The 20883-nt window shown below is 70.5% G+C and carries 10 protein-coding genes; 2 read left to right on the forward strand and 8 right to left on the reverse strand.

Annotation, left to right across the window (positions count from 1 at the left end):
- Positions 1-168: 168 nt before the first annotated feature.
- The 8 genes from Nocox_RS13365 to Nocox_RS13400 all read right to left on the reverse strand — a co-directional run bounded on the left by Nocox_RS13365 (position 169) and on the right by Nocox_RS13400 (position 12334).
- On the reverse strand, positions 169-1758 hold the full coding sequence (locus Nocox_RS13365) for an MBL fold metallo-hydrolase (RefSeq protein WP_020544592.1): 1590 nt from the start codon (positions 1756-1758) through the stop codon (positions 169-171).
- A gap of 90 nt (positions 1759-1848) precedes the next feature.
- Positions 1849-2676: a daptide-type RiPP biosynthesis methyltransferase gene (gene mpaM / locus Nocox_RS13370; RefSeq protein ID WP_026214624.1), complete on the reverse strand. Its 828-nt coding sequence runs from the start codon at positions 2674-2676 to the stop codon at positions 1849-1851.
- Positions 2677-2836: 160 nt separating this feature from the next.
- Complete coding sequence (locus tag Nocox_RS13375; RefSeq protein ID WP_020544590.1) at positions 2837-5230, reverse strand: ABC transporter permease; 2394 nt, start codon at positions 5228-5230, stop codon at positions 2837-2839.
- Positions 5230-5928, reverse strand: coding sequence for an ABC transporter ATP-binding protein (locus Nocox_RS13380; RefSeq protein WP_026214623.1), 699 nt, complete (start codon positions 5926-5928; stop codon positions 5230-5232). The genes Nocox_RS13375 and Nocox_RS13380 overlap by 1 nt, the downstream gene beginning before the upstream one ends.
- Positions 5929-6089: 161 nt before the next feature.
- Positions 6090-7697: a glycosyltransferase family 39 protein gene (locus Nocox_RS13385; protein WP_026214622.1), complete on the reverse strand. Its 1608-nt coding sequence runs from the start codon at positions 7695-7697 to the stop codon at positions 6090-6092.
- Between the two features lie 39 nt (positions 7698-7736).
- On the reverse strand, positions 7737-8549 hold the full coding sequence (locus Nocox_RS13390) for a PIG-L deacetylase family protein (protein ID WP_020544587.1): 813 nt from the start codon (positions 8547-8549) through the stop codon (positions 7737-7739).
- 273 nt (positions 8550-8822) lie between these two features.
- Complete coding sequence (locus tag Nocox_RS13395) at positions 8823-10070, reverse strand: sensor histidine kinase (protein ID WP_020544586.1); 1248 nt, start codon at positions 10068-10070, stop codon at positions 8823-8825.
- 116 nt (positions 10071-10186) lie between these two features.
- Positions 10187-12334 carry an acyltransferase family protein gene (locus Nocox_RS13400; RefSeq protein ID WP_084685745.1) on the reverse strand — a complete coding sequence of 716 codons (2148 nt, stop codon included), beginning with the start codon at positions 12332-12334 and terminating at the stop codon, positions 10187-10189.
- 392 nt (positions 12335-12726) lie between these two features.
- Between Nocox_RS13400 and Nocox_RS13405 the strand changes: the two genes are divergently transcribed.
- Together Nocox_RS13405 and Nocox_RS13410 are read left to right on the forward strand one after the other, a co-directional pair.
- Positions 12727-14580, forward strand: a complete 1854-nt coding sequence (locus tag Nocox_RS13405) for an ABC transporter ATP-binding protein (RefSeq protein ID WP_020544584.1) — start codon at positions 12727-12729, stop codon at positions 14578-14580.
- Positions 14577-20858: a non-ribosomal peptide synthetase gene (locus tag Nocox_RS13410; RefSeq protein WP_219495613.1), complete on the forward strand. Its 6282-nt coding sequence runs from the start codon at positions 14577-14579 to the stop codon at positions 20856-20858. Before Nocox_RS13405 ends, Nocox_RS13410 begins: the two co-directional genes overlap by 4 nt.
- Positions 20859-20883 lie beyond the last annotated feature (25 nt).

The raw sequence follows: 20883 nt of genomic DNA on the forward strand, positions 1-20883 counted from the left end.
CGGAAGAGCCCTGACGCCGCGCGATCGGTGATTTCCCTCCAGATCATCCGCCGGCGACGGCCACCAGGGCGGCGGGGGCGGCCTCCCGCTGTCCCGGCGGCCGCGTCTACCGGCAGATCCTCGCCGTCTGCGACGACCTGCTCAAGCCGGCATCGGTTCGGCAGGACGTCATGACGACCAGTGCCACTCATGCTGGTCAAGCAGATGGGCGGCCTTCACGCCCTTGTCGGAACACCATGCCTCGAACTCGGCGATCTGCTGGAGCTGGTAGGAGTCCTCGTTGTAGCTGGTGGCCATGACGTGGCCGAGCCAGCTCTCCTCGCCCATCGCGTAGATGTACGCCTCCTCGGCGCCCAGTTCAGTGACGATCGCACTCGCCTGCTCGGCGTTGGAGCCGGACATCTTGCGGCTGTCGCTCATCTTCTTCGGCAACGGCTTGGTGATGAACGGCTGATACTGCCAGTTCAGGGGAGCGCCATCGCATTCCATTCCGAGGAAGGCGATGTCGACCGCTCCGAGATGCCGGCGGATATAGCGGTAGAGAACCGGGTCGAGGCCGGAGGAGTCCGCGCCCACCCAGATCGACTTTCCGCCGATGTTGATCCAGTAGGTCGACTTGGCGCGGATGTCGAGATCGGCGTGCTCGCCGAAGAACGGGGTGGAGACGATTCTCCCGCCGGGGAACTCGACCTCGTCGAAGTCGTCCGCCTCGATCGCGGGAAGTCCGAGGCTCTTGAGATAGAGCGCCAGGGAAGGGTCGCACAGGTTGCCGCGCGAGGTTCGCGGGACGATGAACGTGCCCACCCGGCCGCGCAGTTGCAGCAGGGTCTCGGGCACGAGATGGTCGGAATGCCCGTGCGTGATGAGCACGTAGTCGAGGTGGTCGGGCAGGTCGTTGTAGGTGTAGCGACCGGTCGCGCCGGTGTCCGCGCTGATGAACGGGTCCGTCATGATGGCCACGTCGGGCGTCTGCATGAGCAGGCAGGCGTGCCCCCAATAGCGGATCCGGGCTCCGGCCGCGATGTGGCGGTCGGCGGCGAGCGCGGGCTCCGGCACCAGCAGGCCGGCGAGCCGGCCCGCTTCCGCGTCGCCGAGCTCCAGCGCCTCGCGGAGGGCGGCCAGGGTGGTGGGCCGGATCCTGGCCTGGAAGAGCGCCTCCAGACCTGGGTGCCGGAACGGGATGTCCAGCTCAAGTACGTCGGGTGAGGGCAGCCGCGGGGTGCTCATCACGAACGGCCGCTCGATTCCGGTCTCCACCGAGATCTGGACGGACTGGCAGTCCTCGGCGAATGCCTTGCTCTTGTAGGCGAGCGGCTCCAGGAAGTGGAGCGAGGCCGCGTTGCTGGTGTCGTAGGCGATCTCCACCAGGCCCGACAGCTCGGGAGGCAGCTTCGGGTAGAGCGGCCTGAGATCGTAACCGGTCGCCTCCTCGCGGACGATCTTCTCGGCCTCCGCGATCGCCTCGGCGAACCGGATCATGTCCGCGCGGTCCCGCCGGATGGCGGCGAGCAGCGCCTCGACCTCGTGCTTCCGCTTCTCCTCGATGTTGACGAAGAATCCGCCGCGGAACTTCGGGTCGCGGGCGGCCGCGAAATGCCATTCCGGGGATGCGAGATAGGACTCCAGCATCGGTATGTTGCGGAAAGCGAGATTCATGGCGGCCATGATGGGGGCCGTCGCGTACATCGTGGCATAGAACCTGTTGGCCAACGGTTCGATAATGGTGTTGGGCCGCAGAAAGAGGGGCTCCTCGTTCATTTCTGCTCCTCACTGTCGAATGACTGCCGACAAGTGCCTTCGAGAGAACTCACAAGCGCTTCCCCGGGGCGGTCGAGGGCGCGTCGTCCACTATGAGGGCCGGCCGCTCAACTGCGCCTCCAGCACCAGTTCGTGATTACGCACCCCGGGAAGCGGGGTCCGCGCGACCACGTCGAATCCGGCTTGTTCGAGCTCTCGTGCTATCTGGTCCGGGGTGATGACCCGGAAGCGATTCACGCAGATGACGAAAGGGTCCAGCGATTCATCCGCGGGATGAATGGTGACGTCGCGGATCTCCTCCGACGGGTAGACCTTGGCGTGCAGCACGTAGCGGCGGCCACTTCTGCCCGTGAACTCCTGGGTGCGCTCCAGCGGCTCCTGCCTGCCGGACGCGTCCGGGTTGGCCATGCCGACCAGGAACCTCCCGCCGGGCTCAAGGTGCTCACGGACCGACGAGTACAGCCCAGGTCTGTCGACATCGTCGAGGAGGTCGATCGTGGACGGGCTGAGAACCGCCGTTCCGAAGCGCTTTCCCAGCGCGAAGGCGGTCATGTCGCCGGGCACGACGGTGCACCGGTCCCGCAGGTCCGCCGGCGCGTCCGCCAGCCGCTGCCGCAGGGTGGCGAGCATCGCGGCCGACAGTTCCAGGGCGGTCACCTCCCAGCCGAGCTCCAGGAGCGGAATGGTCAGTCTGCCGGTTCCGGCCCCGAGCTCCAGGACCGCTCCCGACTCCGGGCGAATAAGCGCGGAAAAACCATGTGCTTCCTCCGTGCCGCCCGCGTCCGCCGCCAAATCCCGGAAGATGTCCGAGGCGTTCTCGTCGTAGAAGTCACACAGCACGCCTCTTTCGCCTACCGAGGCCAGCAGAATATCCGCGCGGGCGGGCCGGATCGGTCCATGCTCTGCTTTACTCCCCATTGCGCCAACCTACTCATAGGGATTCGACGTTGGCACGAAGGGAGGTTGGACAACTCCCGGGGACAATGAGCGCGCTCGGGCCAGGGCGCTGTCGCACCCCGGCCCGAGCGCGCTCACTGTCCTTGGCCGCGTTCCCGATGCCGCTTGATCGGAGGCGGCCTCACTCGAAGGAGAGCCCCGCGGCCGGCGTCACCCGAGCGGCCCGGCGTGCCGGGAGAACACTGGCGAGGAGCCCCGCCAGGGCGGCGGTGAGGAGGACGGCCCCGAGCAGTGGCCATGGGACCTGCATGGTGGCGTTGGTGAGAGCCTGTTTCACGAAGGTCACGTAGCCGACCCAGGCGAACCCGATCCCGATCACGGTGCCGAGCAGGGCGGCCACCAGCGAGAGCAGCACGGCCTCGGCGGCCAGCATCTGCCGCAACTGCCTGCGCGTGAGGCCGAGCGCGCGCAGCAGGGCGTGTTCGCGGACGCGTTCGAGAACGGACAGGCCCAGAGTGTTGGCGATCCCGACGAGGGCGATCGCCACGGAGAAGCCGAGCAGGGCGACGATCGCCCAGGTGAGGATCGCCAGCGGCGCGTTCTCCGTCTCGCGGGCCTCCAGCTGGTCGTACACGTTCGCGCCGGCCGGAGCCGCCAGGTCGCCCAGAGCACCGACGAGCCGCGCCGAGTCGGCGTCGGAGGACGCGCGGATCCAGATGGCACGCGGCGCGGAGGAGCCGGTGAGCTGGGCCAGCGTCTCCGGCGCGACGAGGGCTTCGAGGCCCCAGCCAGTGGCGAGGGAGACCCGCAGCTCAGCCCGCCGCTCGCCGACCGCGACCTTGACCTTGTCGCCGGCCCGGAGGCGCAGCTGACGGAAGGCGGATTCGTCGAGTCTGATCACGCCGGGTTCCACCTGGGCGAACGCCCCGCCGTCGCGGGCCACCCGCTTGGCGTCCGGCGCGGCTATCACCGGGATCGGTTTGTCGAGGCCGGAGACCGTGGCGACGGCGCCGTCGACGGCGATGGCCAGATCCACCCCGGAGGTGCGGCGTACCTTGTCGAGGAGGTCGTCGGAGAGCGGCTTGCCGGTCGAGACGAGCGCGGCGTCGACGGGGTGCTGGCCGTCGAGTTTCTCGTTCAGCGCCGCCGATGTGGTGGTGATCCCGGTGAGGACGGCGGTGATCAGGGTGATGCCGACCAGGAGTGAGGCGGTGGTGGTGGCGGTCCGGCGCGGGTTGCGCACGGCGTTCTTCGTCGCGAGCTGCCCGATGGGGCCGAAGCGCGTACCGGTGAGCTGGATCAGACGGGGGACGAGCACCGGACCGAACAGGAGGACGCCGACGAACAGGGAACCGCCGCCGGCCAGCATGACCACCGTGCTGTGCGACACCATCGCCAGCACGAGCAGGAGAAGCCCGGCGATCGACAGGACGGCGGCGAGCGCCAGCCGTGCTCGCCCCGGGGCCGTACGCGGGTCGGTCCCGGTGTCCGGGCGCAGCGCCGCCAGCGGGCTCACCCGCACCACGCGCCGGATCGGCAGCCAGGCCGCGACCAGGGTGCCCATCAGCCCGATGGCGAGCCCGCCCAGCAGCCACGGCGCGGGCGGTGGCGGGGAGGCGATCGGCGTGATCGGCGAAAGGGTCTTGATCAGGGCGATGAGCCCGTAGCCGAGCCCGATGCCGACGAGCACGCCGGCCAGCGAGGCGATCAGGCCGACGACGGCGGCCTCCCGGCGTACCGAGCTCATCACCTGGCGCCGGGTCGCGCCCACGCAGCGCAACAGCGCGAAATCGCGCAGTCGCTGGGCCAGCAGAATGGAGAACGTGTTCGCGATCACCAGGATCGAGACGAACACCGCGATGCCCGCGAAGAGCAGCAGCAGCAACGACCAGGTGTCCACGCCGTTCTGGAGCTGTGCCGTTCTGTCCGCGATGGCCTGCTCCGGGGTCTGCACCTTCGCGTCGTCGGGGACCGGGCCGACCGCGCCCCGCACCGTCACCGTGTAGATGCCGAGAGAGGGGTCGTCGGCCCAGCGCATGAGCTGCGGCCAGGTGACGTACACCGAGGCCTGCGCCACGGGAGAAGGCGCCTGCACGATGCCGACCACGGTGAAGTCGGCGGCCGTGGCCCCCTCGCCTACCCGGATGCGGTCGCCGACGGAGACGTCCCAGTTCTGGGCGTCCCACACGTCCACCACGGCCTCGCCCTTGCCCGCGGGGAAACGGCCCGAGGTGAGCTTCTGCCAGCGTAAGTCCGTTGAGGCGGCGACCGGGCCCACGCCCATCTCGGGGTAGGACCGGCCACCCGCGCGCACCGTCAGCATGGCTCTGCCGAGCGGTGACGCGTTCTCGCCATGACGCTCGACGAGCTTGAACGCGTCCTCGTTCCTCAGCTTGGACACCACGTAGCTGGAGTTGCGGAACGGCGCCCCGAAGCCGGCCATGATCCCGGTCTGCGCCCCGGTGGTGAGCACGCCGACCCCGACGACGAAGGCCACGGCGACGGTGACCGCGATCGCCGCCGCGACGTACCTGCGGATATGGGTGCGCAGCGACGCGAGGAAGACGGTGCGCATCAGGCGATCCGCCCGTCTTCCAGCGTGACCACGCCGTCGGCGTAGGCCGCCGCGTCACGCTCGTGGGTGACCATCACGACGGTCTGGCCCAGCTCGCGTGCCGACTTGTGCAGGTAGCCCAAGACCTCCGCCGAGGTGGTGCTGTCCAGGTTTCCGGTGGGCTCGTCGGCGAACAGCAGGTCCGGCCCGGTGATCAGAGCCCGGGCGATGGCCACCCGCTGCTGCTGGCCGCCGGACATCTCCGAGGGCCGGTGGCCGAGCCGGTCGGCCACGCCGAGGGTCTCGGCGAGCATGTGCACGCGCTCGGTCGCCGCGTTGTCGACCCGCCTGCCGCCGAGCTCCAGCGGGAGCACGATGTTCTGGAACGCCGTGAGCATCGGCAGCAGATTGAACGACTGGAACACGAAGCCGATGTGCTCACGGCGGAAGACCGTGAGCGAGTCGTCGTCGAGCGATCCGAGATCGGTGCCGCCCACGATGACCGTGCCATCGCTCGCCTTGTCGAGCCCGGCCAGGCAGTGCATCAACGTGGACTTGCCCGATCCGCTCGACCCCATGATCGCGGTGAACTTCCCCCGCGGAAGGTCGAGGTTGATGCCGCGCAGGGCATAAACCCGGGTTTCGCCCTCGCCGTAAATCTTGGTCAGGTTCCGCGCGCTGGCCGCCACGGTTTCCACAGCGGCTCGCTGGCCGGTCATAGAAGCACCCTTCGATTGTGCTTGCGTACAGTCGGCATGCCATCGTAGGCGAGCGCTCGACTGGGCACCATCGATTCAAATGGAAACAGGGCACCGCGCGGATATCGCCACTCAAGGCCGCCATGTCCTGAATTTCATGATAAAGGATTGAGATTCCCTGGTCAGCCCCCAGGGGTCCGGGCCGCTGGTCCGGCATTGGCGTCGAAGGAACTTCCTCCGTACCTCGGGTCGAGCACGGAGGCGGACCACGTGGCGGGCGCGGCCAGCATGGCCGCGACGCCAAGGGCGAGTCCGGCATTGACCAGGGAATTGCGGGTGGGCCTGATCAGTCGCGCCAGGGCGAGCGCGACGACGGCGACCACGCCGAGCGCTGACGTGCCCCACAGCGCCCACGGCAGAAAGGTGGGATAGAAGGACCACAGCCAGGCGCTCCACGCCACTTCGGCCGCGACCGCGAGCGGAAATATCCACGCCACCCTGCCTCCGCTCCGGAACGCCCGCCAGAACATCACAATGCCGATTCCGGACAATGCAGCTACCGGCGGTGCGAGTACGGCTACATATGCGCTGTGCGGGATGACAAAGACCGCGCTGAAGGGCAGGGCAAAGGTGACAAGCCACACACCCCACATCACCATTCCGCCGCGCGCCTGGTCGGTACGCTCGGCCCGCCGCCACCACCAGAGCCCGCACAGCAGGGTCAGAATCGCGAGCGGATACAGCCAGCCGGACGCTACGCCGAGGCGGCCGCCGAACAGCTTGCCCCAGCCGCCCCCGTCCTGGATGCCTATTTCCGGTATGACGATGCCGGGGCCCGGCCGGGGCTGCTGCGCCGGCTTCTTCGGAGGCGCCGGGCCGATCACCGAGCCCATGTAGTTGGGAGGCAGGGCGCCGGGCAGGTTGATGCCGAGGCGCCCGAGACCGTTGTAACCGAACACCATCGCGGCGGCGCTGCTGTTCGTGGTGCCACTGATGTAAGGCCGGTCGGGTTCGGGCGTGACGGTATAGAGCATGATCCACGACAGCGACACCACGAGCGTCACCGCCCCGGCGATTCCCAGGTGCCGCAACCGGCGGCGCAGGTCGATCGGCGCGGTCATGAGATAGCCGATCGCCAGGGCGGGGAGGATCATCCACGCTTCCAGCATCTTCGCCTGGAAACCCAGCCCGACCCAGACACCGGCCCAGACCAGCGACCGCAGCCGTGCCTCCATGACGGCACGCTGATAGGAGTCGACGGCGAGCACCAGGCACATGACCAGCGCCCCGTCGGCCATGCTGTGCCCGAACATCGACGCGGCCACGGGGGTGAGGGTGAAGACGGCGGCGGCGAGCAGGCCCGGCACCACACCCGCCCATCGCCGCACGATCCGATACATCACCAGCACCGAGATCACGCCCTCGATCACCTGCGGCAGCGCAAGGGCCCAGGCGTGGAAGCCGAAGATCTTGACGGCGACGGCCTGCGGCAGGAAGGCCCCGGCGAGCTTGTCGAGCGTGTAGGTCGCCTCCACGTCGACGGTGCCGTACAGGAACGCCTTCCAGCTCTCGGACATGCTCTTGACGGCGTCCGAGTATCTCGGCGCGTAGTCGACCAGCGGCAGGTTCCAGGCATAGAGCACCAGTGCCGTGGCCGCGATGCAGAGCAGCGCCGGCCGGGCCCACCACGGCTGACCGGGCGGCGACCGCCACACCGCCCAGCGGGGGGATCTGCCGGCGGGTGCGGGATCCCGGCACGCGGACGGCGGACTCAGGATGACTTCTGACATGAGGAACTCCCTGACGTTTCCTTCGGCGGTCCGTTGCCGTCACTGGTCCGCGTGGCGAATGACCGGCCAGGTGGTCTCGTTGTATCCGCCGTCCGGCGAAGCGCTCCGGGCATGCTCTTCCAGCCTGGCGAACAGATTCTTGTTCGGCCCGTCGAGCACCGACAACTGCGTCGCATAGTGCTTCATCGCCTGGAATTTCCGCGCCCGCGCCTCCTCCTGGACGAAGCTCAGGTCCGGAGAGCCGAGCTGGAGGCCGCTCGGCAGTTCGGCCATGTTCGAGGAGTAGACCGCGTACGGGAGGTCCTGCCAGAGCCGCAGCGGAATGCCTCTGCCGCCCGCCGTGAGCAGCGTGGCGTCTCGCGTGACCATGTGGTCGGGATGATTCCCGATGGCCACACAGGTGAGAAGGAGCGTCGGCTCGCACTCCGCGATCACGGACTCGATGTCATGTCTGATCGCGGAAGCCAGGTCGTGGTTGTTCACCGGCGACTGCTGGCGGACTGCCGAACCTCCGTCGTGGTGCAGCAGCCACTGGCCGTCCGGTGACTTTCGATAGATGGCGTCAGGAAATCGGCCATGCCGATGGTCCGCGCCGAGATGATCGAGGGCGGCGATGTCTTCGTTCCGTCGGCGAAGCGGCGCGTCCTCGGTCGGCGACAGACCCCAGCGCGCGTGGAATCGCTCCGCCGCCGGGGAATAGGGGGGTGCCGCGCTACCGGCGAACACCGTGAAGACCGTTACCTTTCCACCGTCCCGCGCCGCCTGGGCGAGGCTGGCTCCGACGGAGAGGACGGCATCATCCAAATGCGGGGAGATTGCTAATATCCGGGTTCGGTCGGCGTCCTGCAGCATGGTGATCAGTCTGGTGTCGGCCTTTCCCCCTTTGCAATGGATCGAGACTGGACGGGACCTTTCATGCGCGGGCGGAGGTTCCCGTCCGATATTCGCGGTCACGCGGAAGTCACACGTTCTCTGACCGGCCTGTCACCGTCGGCCGCCTAGAAATGGTGTCGACGCAACCACTGGGCGGGAGAACATGAGAGGGAAGAACGCGGCCGCACGACCTTTCCCCGGCCGCCTTGATCGACGCGTTCGCGGCGTTTCTGATGGCGTTTCTGTTGGCGTCTACCGTCGCGTTGCGCGCAGCATGAGCGGGAAGCGGATCTCTATCGAGAGGCCACCCTGCGGCCGCGCGTTCGCGGTCAACGTGGCGTCGTGGGCGACGGCGATGGCGCGGACGATGGACAGCCCGAGGCCATGGTGGTCGTCGACGCGGGTGCGGTCGAGTCGCTGGAAGGGCTCGAAGAGGCGCTGGACCTGCTCGACCGGGATCACCGGCCCGGTGTTCGCGATGGAGACGACGGCCTTGCCGCCCTCGATCCGGGTGGAGACCTCCACCTGGCCGCCGGGCACGTTGTAGCGCATGGCGTTGTCCAGGAGGTTGGTGATGAGCCGTTCGACCAGTGCCGGGTCGCCCGTCGTCGGGGCGTGTGCGATCCCGGTCACCAATCGGGGGTGTGGGCAACCGTCCCCGGGGGGCTTCCCGCCGGCCCAGGAATCGGTTGCCGCACCGGCCGTGGGGCTGTTCCCGTCAGCCCTCAGGCCGGCACCCGCGCCGGCCCTGGGACTGTTCCCGTCAGTCCCGGGGCCGGTCCCCTCCATCGTGCGTATCGTGCGCTCGGCGATCTCCGCCAGGTCCAGGAGCTCCCGGTGATCGAGGCCGCCCTCGCTCTTGGCCAGCGTCAGCAGCGATTCCAGCAGGCGCCCCTGCTGCCGGCTGAGGTCGAGCAGCCGCTCCATGATCGATCGCATGGACGGGGTGTCGGAATCCCGATGCAGGAGGCTCTCCTCCAGCAACGCGTGCTCCAGGGTGAGCGGGGTGCGTAACTCGTGGGCCGCGTTGGCGACGAAGCGCTTCTGCGCGTCGAGGGCACTGTGCAGCCGCTCCAGCAGCCCGTCGACCGTGTCGGCGAGATTGCGCAGCTCGTCGCGCGGGCCGGGGAGGGCGAGCCGCTCGTGGACGTTATGGGCGGAGATCCGCTTGAGGGTGGCGTTCATCGTCCGCAGCGGGCGCAGCATCCGCCCCGCCACCAGCCAGCCGAGCAGGAACGAGATGACCGTCATCAGGGCCAGGGCGATCAGCGACTGCAGCAGCAGGTTCTCGAGAATGGCCGCCTGCTGCTGCCGCGCGAAGGCGCGGAATCTGCCGCCAGGGTCACCGTCCACGAGCACGAAGGGCCTGGAGCCGCGGAAGAGCAGATAGGTGATGGCGAGCAGCACCACCCCGGAGGCGGCGAACAACGCGCCGTAGACGAGCGTGAGGCGCAGCCGTACGCTGCGGAAGGCTGTCAGACGTCGAAGACGATCGGCCACTGTTCCCATGCTACGAGACCAGGACCGGCCGGAGGCGCCCACGGCGCGGGCGATCGCGGCCCGGGGCGAGGGCCGCGATCGCGCGGGCTGACGGCCGGGATGCCAGGTCCTGGCGCCTACCGGGCCAGCGCGGCGCGCACCGCCGCGGTGACTTCGGGCGCCAGGGTGCGGGCGAAGGCGGTGGTGAGGTGGCTGCGGTCGGAGTAGGCGATCAGGCCGCCGATGACGGGGCGGCACCGCTCGCCGCACATCAGGTCCTCGACGCTCGCCACGGAGACGAGGCCGGTGGTGTCGGCGCGGGCGGCGGCGGCGAGCGGATCCGGCCGGAGCACGACGCGGGCCGGACCGCCGCAGGAGTCGATGTCGTCCGGATGCTTGGCGATGCAGTGAGGCACGCTGTCCGGCATGGCCGGGGTGTCCCGCAGGACGAGCACCGGCAGGCCGGCCCCGGTGAAGGCCCGGAGCGTGTCGCGATAGGCCCGCTCGGCCGCGGCCTGCTGGCCGGCGGGCGGGACGCCGGCGAGCGGCTCATGCGTCCGGTTGGACATGATCACCAGATCGTAGCCACCCTTCACAATGGACCCGACCGCCCACCTGTTGATCTTCTGGCAGTTCTCCGAGACGCCCGCGCCCTCCAGGACGATCGGCTGATCGACGGTGTAGCACGCCAGCTGGACGTAGGTGGTGAGCCGCCAGCGCTCGCTCCACAGCGCCTTCTCCAGGGCCGGGACCCAGTGCCCGGCGTGGGAGTTCCCGACCAGGGCGATGCGCCTGCCGCCGGTGCCGGGTCCGTACGTGCACGTGTTCCGTGCGATGAACGGTTCCTTGTTCACGCACCCGTCCGCGTACACGGCGGGCTTGTCCTTCAAGGCGACCTGAGGAGGCATCAGCAGCCCCGGATCCTCGCACGCCGGGTCGCGCACGACGCCGGCGCCCAGACATGCCCCTGCCCGTGCCGCCGCGGCCTGGAACGTGGCACTCGCCCTCTGCTCGGCGGCGTCGGCGTAGGCGGCGACGCCCGCTCCCGCCCCGCCCACGATGACGACGCACGACGCGAGCAGCGCGAACGTGGCCTTGCGGCTGCGGACCAGAACCGGGTGCCAGCGCAGCCTGTCCTCGACGAGGCGCTGCGAGAGCGCGGCGAGGAGAAGGGTCATCGCGATCACGGCCAAGGAGTCGATCACGGTGAGCGAGCGGCCCAGCACGTACGGGAGAATCATGATCACCGGCCAGTGCCACAGGTACACCGCGTAGGAGGTGTTGCCGAGCCACTGGACCGGCCGCCACGCGAGCAGCCGGCCGGGCCCGCCGCGGAGACCGTCCGCGGCGGCCGCGATCACCAGGCAGGTCCCCACCGTCGGCACCAGGGCGACGGCCCCGGGAAAGGCCGTCTCGGAGCCGAACCGGACGACGGCCCACACGATCATGCCCAGGCCGGCCCACGCGAGCCCGACGCGGACCGCCCGCCCGCGCGGCGCCGCGCGTACGGCGAGCACCGCGGCGAGCAGCCCGCCGAGCGCCGGCTCCCAGAAGCGGGTCGTCGACACGAAGTACGCGGCGGCAGGATCGGCCGCCGTCCTGTCCACCGACCAGGCGAGGGACACGGCGACGACCACACCCGCGACCACGACCGCGCTCCACCTCGTCAAGGTCTCCGGACGGCGGCGCCCCCGCACCACCCGGGCGGCCAGCCAGGCCGCCATCCCCAGCAGCAGCGGCCACACGACGTAGAACTGTTCCTCGACGGACAGCGACCAATAGTGCTGCGCGGGCCAGTCCGGCTGGTCGGCGTCGAGGTAGTTCGCCTGCGTGAACGCGAGTCTCAGGTTCTCCGCGTACAACACGGCGGCGATCACCTCGCGCGCCGCCGTCCCCAGGACGGTGAGCGGCAGCCACACCACCGACGCGGCCAGCGTGACCAGGAGCGCGAGGCTCGCGGCCGGGATGAGGCGGCGGACGCGGCGTGCCCAGAAGTCCAGCACTCTCCTGCCGCCGCGTCCCGGCTGACGCAGCAGGTGGCTCGTGATGAGGTATCCGGAGATGACGAAGAAGACGTCGACCCCCACGTACCCGCCGGTCGGCCCGCCGGGCCACAGGTGGAACGCGACCACCGCCGCCACCGCGATCGCGCGAAGGCCCTGAATGTCCGCGCGGGACGTGGAGCTCCGGCCGCCGGCGTGCCCGTCTTGCGGCTCACACGACGAGGCGTGCGGCGTCAGCCCGCATGAGCAGGTCGACGGTTCGGCGGGTGCCGGGCGCTCCATGGCGACTCCCGAGTCATCGAGATGATGTGCGGCCCTCGAAGGTCGCACCCGCGCGGACGGCAGGCGAGCGGGTCCGGGCCGAGTCGATCGACTTGATCGCAAGCGTGCTCAATGGACGCGATGTCCGCAAGCAGGTCCATGTCAACCGGCCCGGTCCGCTGTCCGCCGTCCGCGCGGTCAGCGGCTCGGCGAAGCGTCCAAGCGCCCGAAATGTTCAGTTGGACCTACTCGTGGACATCGGCTCCGCTCAGCACGATGGAGATCGCCGACTTGCGTGCGCGTGTGAGAGGGGTATCCGCATGGCCATGGTGTCGCCGTTCGGAGGTTTGCTAAAGGGCGACGAAGGCGATGATCCCGCGCCGTCCAGGATCCGCCCGGAGACGGTACGACGAGTGCTCGGCTACTTCCGCCCGCACATCGGCAAGGTGGCACTCTTCGCTCTCGTCACCGCGATGGACTCACTCTTCGTCGTCGCGTCTCCCTTGATACTGAAGGACCTGATCGACAAGGGCGTGCTCGGGAACGACCTTGAGCTCGTCGTCTTTCTCGCCTGCCTGGCCGCCGGGCTCGCCGTCATGAGCGCGCTGTTGCAGCTGGTGTCGGCCTACATCTCCGGCAAGATCGGGCAGGGCGTCAGTTACGACCTCCGGATCCAGGCACTCGACCACGTCCAGCGGCTGCCGATCGCGTTCTTCACCCGCACCCAGTCGGGCGTGCTGGTCGGCCGGCTGCACACGGAGCTGGTCATGACGCAGATGGCGTTCACCCAGATGCTGACGGCGGCCGCCAGCGCGGTCACGGTCGTGCTGGTGCTGGCCGAGTTGTTCTACCTGTCGTGGCTGGTCGCCCTCCTCGCGCTGCTGCTGATCCCGGTGTTCGTGGTGCCCTGGTCGTACGTGGGACGGCGGATGCAGCGCTACATGAGACGGCTGATGGAGGAGAACGCCGGCCTGGCCGGGCTGCTGCAGGAGCGGTTCAACGTCCAGGGTGCGATGCTGTCCAAGCTCTTCGGCCGTCCGGCCGAGGAGATGGCCGAGTACGAGAGACGTTCCGGCCGGATCCGCGGGCTCGCCGTGAGCGCCACCCTCTACGGCCGGATGGCCCCCGCGATCTTCGCGCTGATGGCCGCGCTCGCCACGGCGCTCGTCTACGGGGTCGGCGGCGGGCTCGTGCTCGCGCAGGCGTTCCAGCTCGGCACGCTGGTCGCCCTGGCCACCCTGCTGGGACGCCTGTTCGGGCCGATCACCCAGCTGGCCAGCATCCAGGAGAACGCGCTCACGGTCCTGGTGACCTTTGACCGGATCTTCGAGCTGCTCGATCTGAAGCCGCTGATCGAGGAACGCCCCGGCGCGGTCGGACTCAAGGCGGACGCGGCATCGGACGTCGAGTTCGAGAACGTGTCGTTCCGCTATCCCAGCGCGGACGAGGTCTCGCTGCCGTCGCTGGAACAGAACGTGCGCGCCGGGCAGGAGCGCGGCGAAGTGACCCAAGAGGTGCTGCGCGACGTGAGCCTGCACGTGCCGGCCGGAACCCTCACCGCGCTCGTCGGCCCGTCCGGCGCGGGGAAGAGCACCCTGACGCACCTGGTGTCCCGGCTGTACGACCCGACCTCCGGGACCGTTCGCGTCGGCGGGCACGATCTGCGGGACCTCACCTTCGACTCGCTTCGCGCAACGGTAGGGGTGGTCAGCCAGGACACCTACCTCTTCCACGACACGATCCGGGCGAACCTGCTCTACGCTCGCCCCGACGCCACCGAGGACGAACTGGTCGAGGCATGCGAAGGGGCCCAGATCTGGGACCTGATCGCCTCCCTGCCCCGTGGGCTCGACACCGTCGTGGGCGATCGTGGTCATCGCCTGTCGGGCGGGGAGAAGCAACGACTGGCGATCGCCCGGCTGCTGCTCAAAGCACCCTCGGTCGTCGTGCTCGACGAGGCCACCGCCCACCTGGACTCGGAGTCGGAGGCCGCCGTCCAGCGGGCGCTCGCGACAGCCCTGCGCAGCCGTACCTCACTGGTGATCGCCCACCGGCTGTCCACGATCCGCGAGGCCGATCACATCCTCGTGATCGACGACGGGCGGGTCCGGGAACGCGGGACGCACGAGGAGCTGCTGGCGGAAGGCGGTCTCTACGCGGACCTGTACCACACGCAGTTCGCCGAGTCGGGCGCCAACGGGACCCGGCCGGGAGCGGACGACGGGGCGGAGCCGGTGCAGCACGTGGTCGGCGGAGGGGGACGGTGAGCGCCACACCGACGGTGCCGGACCTCTTCGCCCGGCAGGTGGAGCGGACACCCGATGCGGTGGCCCTGACCGACGGGGACCGGGTCCTGACCTACCGGCGGCTGGACGAGCTGTCCGGAGCGCTGTCCGGGCGGTTGATCGGCCGGGGCGTTCGCCGGGGCGACCGCGTCGCGGTGATGATGGACCGCTCGGCGGACCTCGTGGTGACGCTGCTCGCCGTATGGAAGGCGGGGGCGGCGTACGTGCCGGTGGATGCCGCCCATCCTCCCCGGCGGGTGGCGTTCATGGTGGCGGATTCCGGGATCTCCCTGATGGTGTTCTCGGCCGCGACGCGCGACGCCGTACCGGAAGGGGTCGAGTCGATCGAGTTCACCGGCGAGGGCGTGGGCGGCACACCGGCGGTCACGGTGGGCCCGGGGGACCTGGCGTACGTGATGTACACGTCCGGCTCGACGGGGACCCCGAAGGGCGTGGCCGTCCCGCACCGGAGCGTCGCGGAGCTGGCGGGAAACCCCGGCTGGGGCATGGAACCCGGCGACGCGGTCCTCATGCACGCGCCCTACACCTTCGACGCCTCCCTCTTCGAGATCTGGGTGCCGCTGGTGTCGGGCGCCCGTGTGGTGATCGCCGCGCCGGGTCCGGTGGACGCCCGGCGCCTGCGCGAGGCGGTCGCGGCCGGGGTGACGAAGGCGCACCTCACCGCGGGCAGCTTCCGCGCGGTGGCGGAGGAGTCGCCGGAATCGTTCGCGGACCTCCGTGAGGTGCTGACCGGTGGTGACGTGGTGCCCGCGTACGCGGTGGAAAGGGTGCGGGCGGCCTGCCCCCGCGCGCGGATCCGGCACCTGTACGGCCCGACGGAGACGACCCTGTGCGCGACGTGGCATCTGCTGGAGCCGGGTGACGCCGCGGGTCCCGTCCTGCCGATCGGCCGGCCGCTTCCCGGCCGCCGGGCCCGCGTGCTCGACGCGTCACTGCGGCCGGTGGAGCCCGGTGTGGTCGGTGACCTGTACCTTTCCGGCGCCGGTCTGGCGGACGGCTACCTGGACCGGCCGGGGCTGACGGCGGAGCGGTTCGTGGCGGATCCGTCCGCGCCCGGGAGGAGGATGTACCGGACGGGGGATCTCGCCCAGTGGAGCGCCGACGGTGAGCTGCTGTTCGCGGGCCGGGCCGACGACCAGGTGAAGATCCGCGGATTCCGGATCGAGCCGGGTGAGGTCGAGGCCGCGCTGACCGCTCAGCCGAACGTCCGCGAGGCTGTGGTGGGGGCGGTCGACGGGCGCCTGATCGGTTACGTGGTCGCGGACGGGGACGTGGATCCCGTCCTGGTGCGCGAGGGTCTGGCGGCGTCGCTGCCGGAGTACATGGTTCCCGCCGCTCTGGTCACCCTGGACACGTTGCCGCTGACCGGCAGCGGCAAGGTGGACAGGAGGGCGCTGCCCGCGCCCGGCTTCGCGCCGTCCGCGACGCGCCGCGAACCCGGCACCGACGCCGAGCGCGTCCTGTGCGACATGTACGCCGAGCTCCTCCGGCCGGAGGGGCGGCGCGTAGGGGTCGATGACGGTTTCGTCGAGCTGGGCGGAGACTCGATCGCCGCGATCCGGCTGGCGGCGCGCGCCTCCAGGGCAGGTCTGCTGGTGACGCCCGCCCAGATCTTCACGGAGAGGACTCCCGCACGGCTGGCGGCCGTGGCGGGCGCCGTACCGGCCGGCAGGCCCGCCGACGGCCCCCTGATCACCCTCACGGCGGAAGAGGAGGCGGAGCTGAGGATCGCCGTCCCGGACGCCGAGGAGGTCTGGCCGCTCGCACCGCTCCAGGAGGGGCTGTACTTCCAGGCGACCCTCGACGACGAGGGGCACGACATCTACCAGGCGCAATGGATCCTGGAGCTGGAGGGGCCGCTGGACGCCGCCCGGCTGCGGGCCTCGTGGGAAGCGGTCTTCGCCCGGCACGCCGAGCTCCGCGTGAGCTTCCACCGGCGCGCGTCGGGGAAGACGCTGCAGGTCGTCGCCGGGCACGTCGTCCTGCCGTGGCGGGAGGTGGAGCTGGCCGGCGGGAGCGATGTCGACGCGGCCGTGGAGACCTTGATCAGGCAGGAACAGGAGCAGCGGTTCGACCTCGCCAAGGCACCGCTGTTCCGGCTGGTGCTGGTCCGTTACGGCGAGGGCCGGCACCGCCTGCTGGTCGTCCACCACCACATCCTGACCGACGGCTGGTCGGTGGCGGTCATCCTCAACGAGGTGGCTGAGGCGTACACGGCCGGCGGCCGTCTCCCCGATCGCGCGGGCGCGTCCACCTACCGGGACTTTCTGGCCTGGTCGGACCGGCAGGACAAGGACGCCGCGCGTGCGGCCTGGCGGGCGGAGCTGTCCGGCCTCGACGGGCCCGCGCCGATCGCGAGAGCCGCCGCCACGACCGGCGCCGGGACGGAGTACGAACATCGCGTCGCCTTCTTGAGACCGGACCTCCACACGGGGCTGACGGAGCTGGCCCGCGACCATGGGCTGACGCTGAACACCCTGGCGCAGGGCGCGTGGGCGATGGTGCTGGCGCGGCTCGCGCGGCGGACCGACGTGGTCTTCGGCACCACGGTCGCCTGCCGTCCCGCCGAGCTCCCGGACGTGGAGTCGGTGCCGGGCCTCATGATGAACACGGTTCCGGTCCGGGTGCCGCTGCGGGGCGGGCAGCCGGTCGTGGACATGCTCCGTGACCTGCAGGCGCGGCAGACGGCCCTGACACCGCATCAGCATCTGGGGCTGCCGGAGATCCAGCGGGCGGCAGGACACGGCGCGGTGTTCGACACGCTGCTGGTCTTCGAGAACTACCCGCGGGACTTCGCCGGCCGGTTCACCTATCTGGGGACGGTCGAGGGGACCCACTATCCGCTGACCCTCGGCATCATCCCGGGAGACCACTTCAGGATCCAGCTCGTCTACCGGCGCGGGCAGGTCGAGGAGAGCGTCGCCGAGTCCATCCTGGGGTGGTTCACCAGCGCTCTCACGGCCATGGCCGCCGATCCGCACGGGCTGGTCGGGCGGATCGGTGTGGGGGAGCCCTGGGACGGCGGCCAGGAACGGGCGAGGGCGGCGGGGGAGCCGCTGCCGGTGCTGGTACGGCGGGTGGTGGAGGACCGGCCGGACGACGTGGCGGTGGTGGACGGCGACGGCGAGCTGTCGTTCGGAGGGTTGTGGGAGCGGGCGACGGGACTGGCGGCCGAGCTGAGGGCACGCGGGATCGGGCCGGAGACCCGGGTGGCCGTGATGGTGGGAAGGTCGGCGTGGTGGGCGGTCGCGGTGCTGGGCGTGTCCACGGCGGGCGGCGCGTTCGTGCCGGTGGATCCGGCGTACCCGGCTGAGCGCGTCAGGTGGATCCTGGCCGACGCCGATCCCGCGCTGGTGCTGTGCGGTGGGACGACGCGGGAGGCGGTGCCGGAGGAGTTCGGGGATCGGCTGGTGGCCGTCGACGAGCTGGACCTGGCGGGGGGCGGCGACGCGGGATCGCCGCGGGTGCGTCCCGATGACGCGGCCTATGTGATCTACACGTCGGGATCGACCGGGACTCCGAAGGGGGTCGTCGTCACACACGCGGGGCTCGGGAACCTGGCGATGGCACAGATCGACCGGTTCGCCGTGTCGCCGTCGTCGCGAGTCCTGCAGTTCGCGGCGCTGGGCTTCGACGCCATGGTGTCGGAGGTGCTGATGGCGCTGCTGTCGGGGGCGAGGCTCGTCATGGCGCCGGAGCGGACTCTGCCACCGGCGGTGTCGCTGGCCGAGGCGCTGCGGCGATGGGAGGTCACGCACGTGACGGTTCCGCCGTCGGTGCTGGCCACCGCCGACGCGTTGCCGGCCGGGCTGGAGACGGTGGTGGTGGCGGGGGAGGCCTGCCCGCCGGGACTGGCGAATCGCTGGTCGGCGGGGCTGCGGCTGGTCAACGCGTACGGGCCGACCGAGGCCACGGTCTGCGCGGCGATGAGCATGCCGCTGGCGGCGAGCCGGGACGTGGTCCCGATCGGGAAACCCATCGCCGGCGGCCGTTGCTATGTGCTGGACGCGTTCCTCCGGCCGGTGCCGCCGGGGATCACCGGTGAGCTGTACGTGGCCGGGATCGGGCTGGCCCGCGGTTATCTGGGTCGTGCGGCGTTGTCGGCTGAGCGGTTCGTCGCGGATCCGTTCGTCGTCGGTGGGCGGATGTATCGGACGGGGGATCTGGCGTACTGGTCGGGTGCGGGTGAGCTGGTGTTCGCCGGGAGGGATGACGACCAGGTCAAGATCCGTGGGTATCGGGTGGAGCCGGGTGAGGTCGAGGCGGTGCTGGCGGGGCAGCCGGGGGTGGATCAGGCGGTGGTGGTGGCGCGTGGGGGGCGTCTGCTGGGTTATGTGGTGTCGGGTGGCGGGGTGGATCCGGTGGGGTTGCGTGAGCGGGTCGCCGGGGTGTTGCCGGAGTACATGGTGCCGGCGGCGGTGGTGGTGCTGGATTCCGTGCCGGTGACGGCGAACGGGAAGGTGGATCGGGAGGCGTTGCCGGATCCTGGTTTCGGGGGGCGGGTCTCGGGGCGGGAGCCGCGTACGGAGGTCGAGCGGGCGTTGTGCGGGTTGTTCGCCGAGGTGCTCGGGTTGCCGGGCGTGACGGCGGTCGGTCCGGACGACAGCTTCTTCGAGCTGGGCGGGGACTCGATCACCTCGATGCAGCTGGCGGCGCGGGCTCGCCGCGAGGGAATGCGCTTCGGCGCGCGGGAGGTGTTCGAGCGCAAGACGCCCGCGGGGCTCGCGGCGATCGTCGGCCTGGGAGGCGAGCCTGCGGCAGGTCCGGCGGACGGCGTGGGGGAGATCGCGTGGACGCCGGTCATGCGGGCCTTGGGGGACGGGATCACGGGGTCGCGGTTCGCCCAGTGGGTGGTGCTGGGCGCGCCGCCGGAGCTGCGGGTGGACGTGCTGGCCGCGGGCCTGGCGGCGGTGGTGGACACGCATGACATGCTCCGGTCGCGGGTCGTCGACGACCGGGCGGGCCGCCGGCTGGTGGTCGGCGAACGCGGGTCGGTGGACACCGCCAGGCTGGTCACGCGGGTGGACGGCGCCGGCCGTGCGCTGGACGAGGTCGTGGAACGCGCGGTGCGGGAGGCCGTGGAGCGGTTGGATCCGGCAGCGGGTGTGATGGCGCAGGTGGTCTGGGTGGACGCGGGGCCGGCGCGGACGGGGCGGCTGGCGCTCGTGGTGCACCATCTGGCGGTCGACGGGATGTCGTGGCGGATTCTGGTGCCTGACCTGCGGCTGGCGTGTGAGGCGGTGGCCGAGGGACGCGATCCGGCGCTGGAACCGGTGTGGGGGTCGTTCCGGCGCTGGGCGGCTCTCCTGGAGGAGTCGGCGCTCTCGCGGGAGCGGGTCGATGAGCTGCGCACGTGGAGAACGATCGTCGGTCAGGAGGATCGGCCGATCGGCCGGCGGAGCCCGAACGCGGGGCGTGACGCGGCCGGCGGCGTGCGCTCACGGTCGTGGGTGATGTCGGGGGCCGAGGCGTCGGTCCTGGTGGGGAAGGTCCCGGTGGCGTTCCACTGCGGCGTTCATGAGGTTCTGCTGGCAGGGCTGGCGGGAGCGGTGGCGCGCCGGCACGGTGTCCACGGGGTCCTGGTGGACGTGGAGGGCCACGGGCGCCATCCGGCCGGGGGGATGGACCTGTCCCGGACGGTGGGCTGGTTCACGAGCCTGCATCCGGTGCGCCTGGACGTGACGGGGATCGATCTGGCGGCCGTGCCGGCCGGTGGCCGAGCGGCCGGAGAGCTGCTGAAGGTGGTCAAGGAGCAGTCGCGGGCGGCGCCCGGCGACGGACTCGGCTACGGGTTGCTGCGGTATCTCAATCCCGGGACGGGCCCGGTCCTGGCGGCCCTGCCGTCGCCGCGGATCGGGTTCAACTACATGGGCCGGTTCGTCACCGGTGACCAGGGCGGGGCGCGGGCGTGGCAGCCGGTCGGGAGAATCGGCGGCTCGATGGATCCGGGCATGGGCCTGCCGCACGCGCTGGAGTGCAACGCGGTCGTCCACGACACGCCGGAGGGCCCGGAGCTGGTGCTCACCGTGGACTGGCGGAACGACCTGCTGGAGGAGGCCGAGGTCGACGGGCTGTGCCGGGCGTGGCTGGACATGTTGTCCGGGCTGTCCCGCCAGGCGGACGATCCCTCCGCGGGCGGGCACACCGCGTCCGACTTCGCCCTCCTCGACCTTGACCAGGACGAGATCGAGAGCTTCGAAGCCATAGCGGCGGAACTGTCTGGAGGACAGGCATCGTGAACACTCCGAACACATCCGCGGGGTC

The sequence above is a fragment of the Nonomuraea coxensis DSM 45129 genome (assembly GCF_019397265.1).
Taxonomy (GTDB): Bacteria; Actinomycetota; Actinomycetes; order Streptosporangiales; family Streptosporangiaceae; genus Nonomuraea; species Nonomuraea coxensis.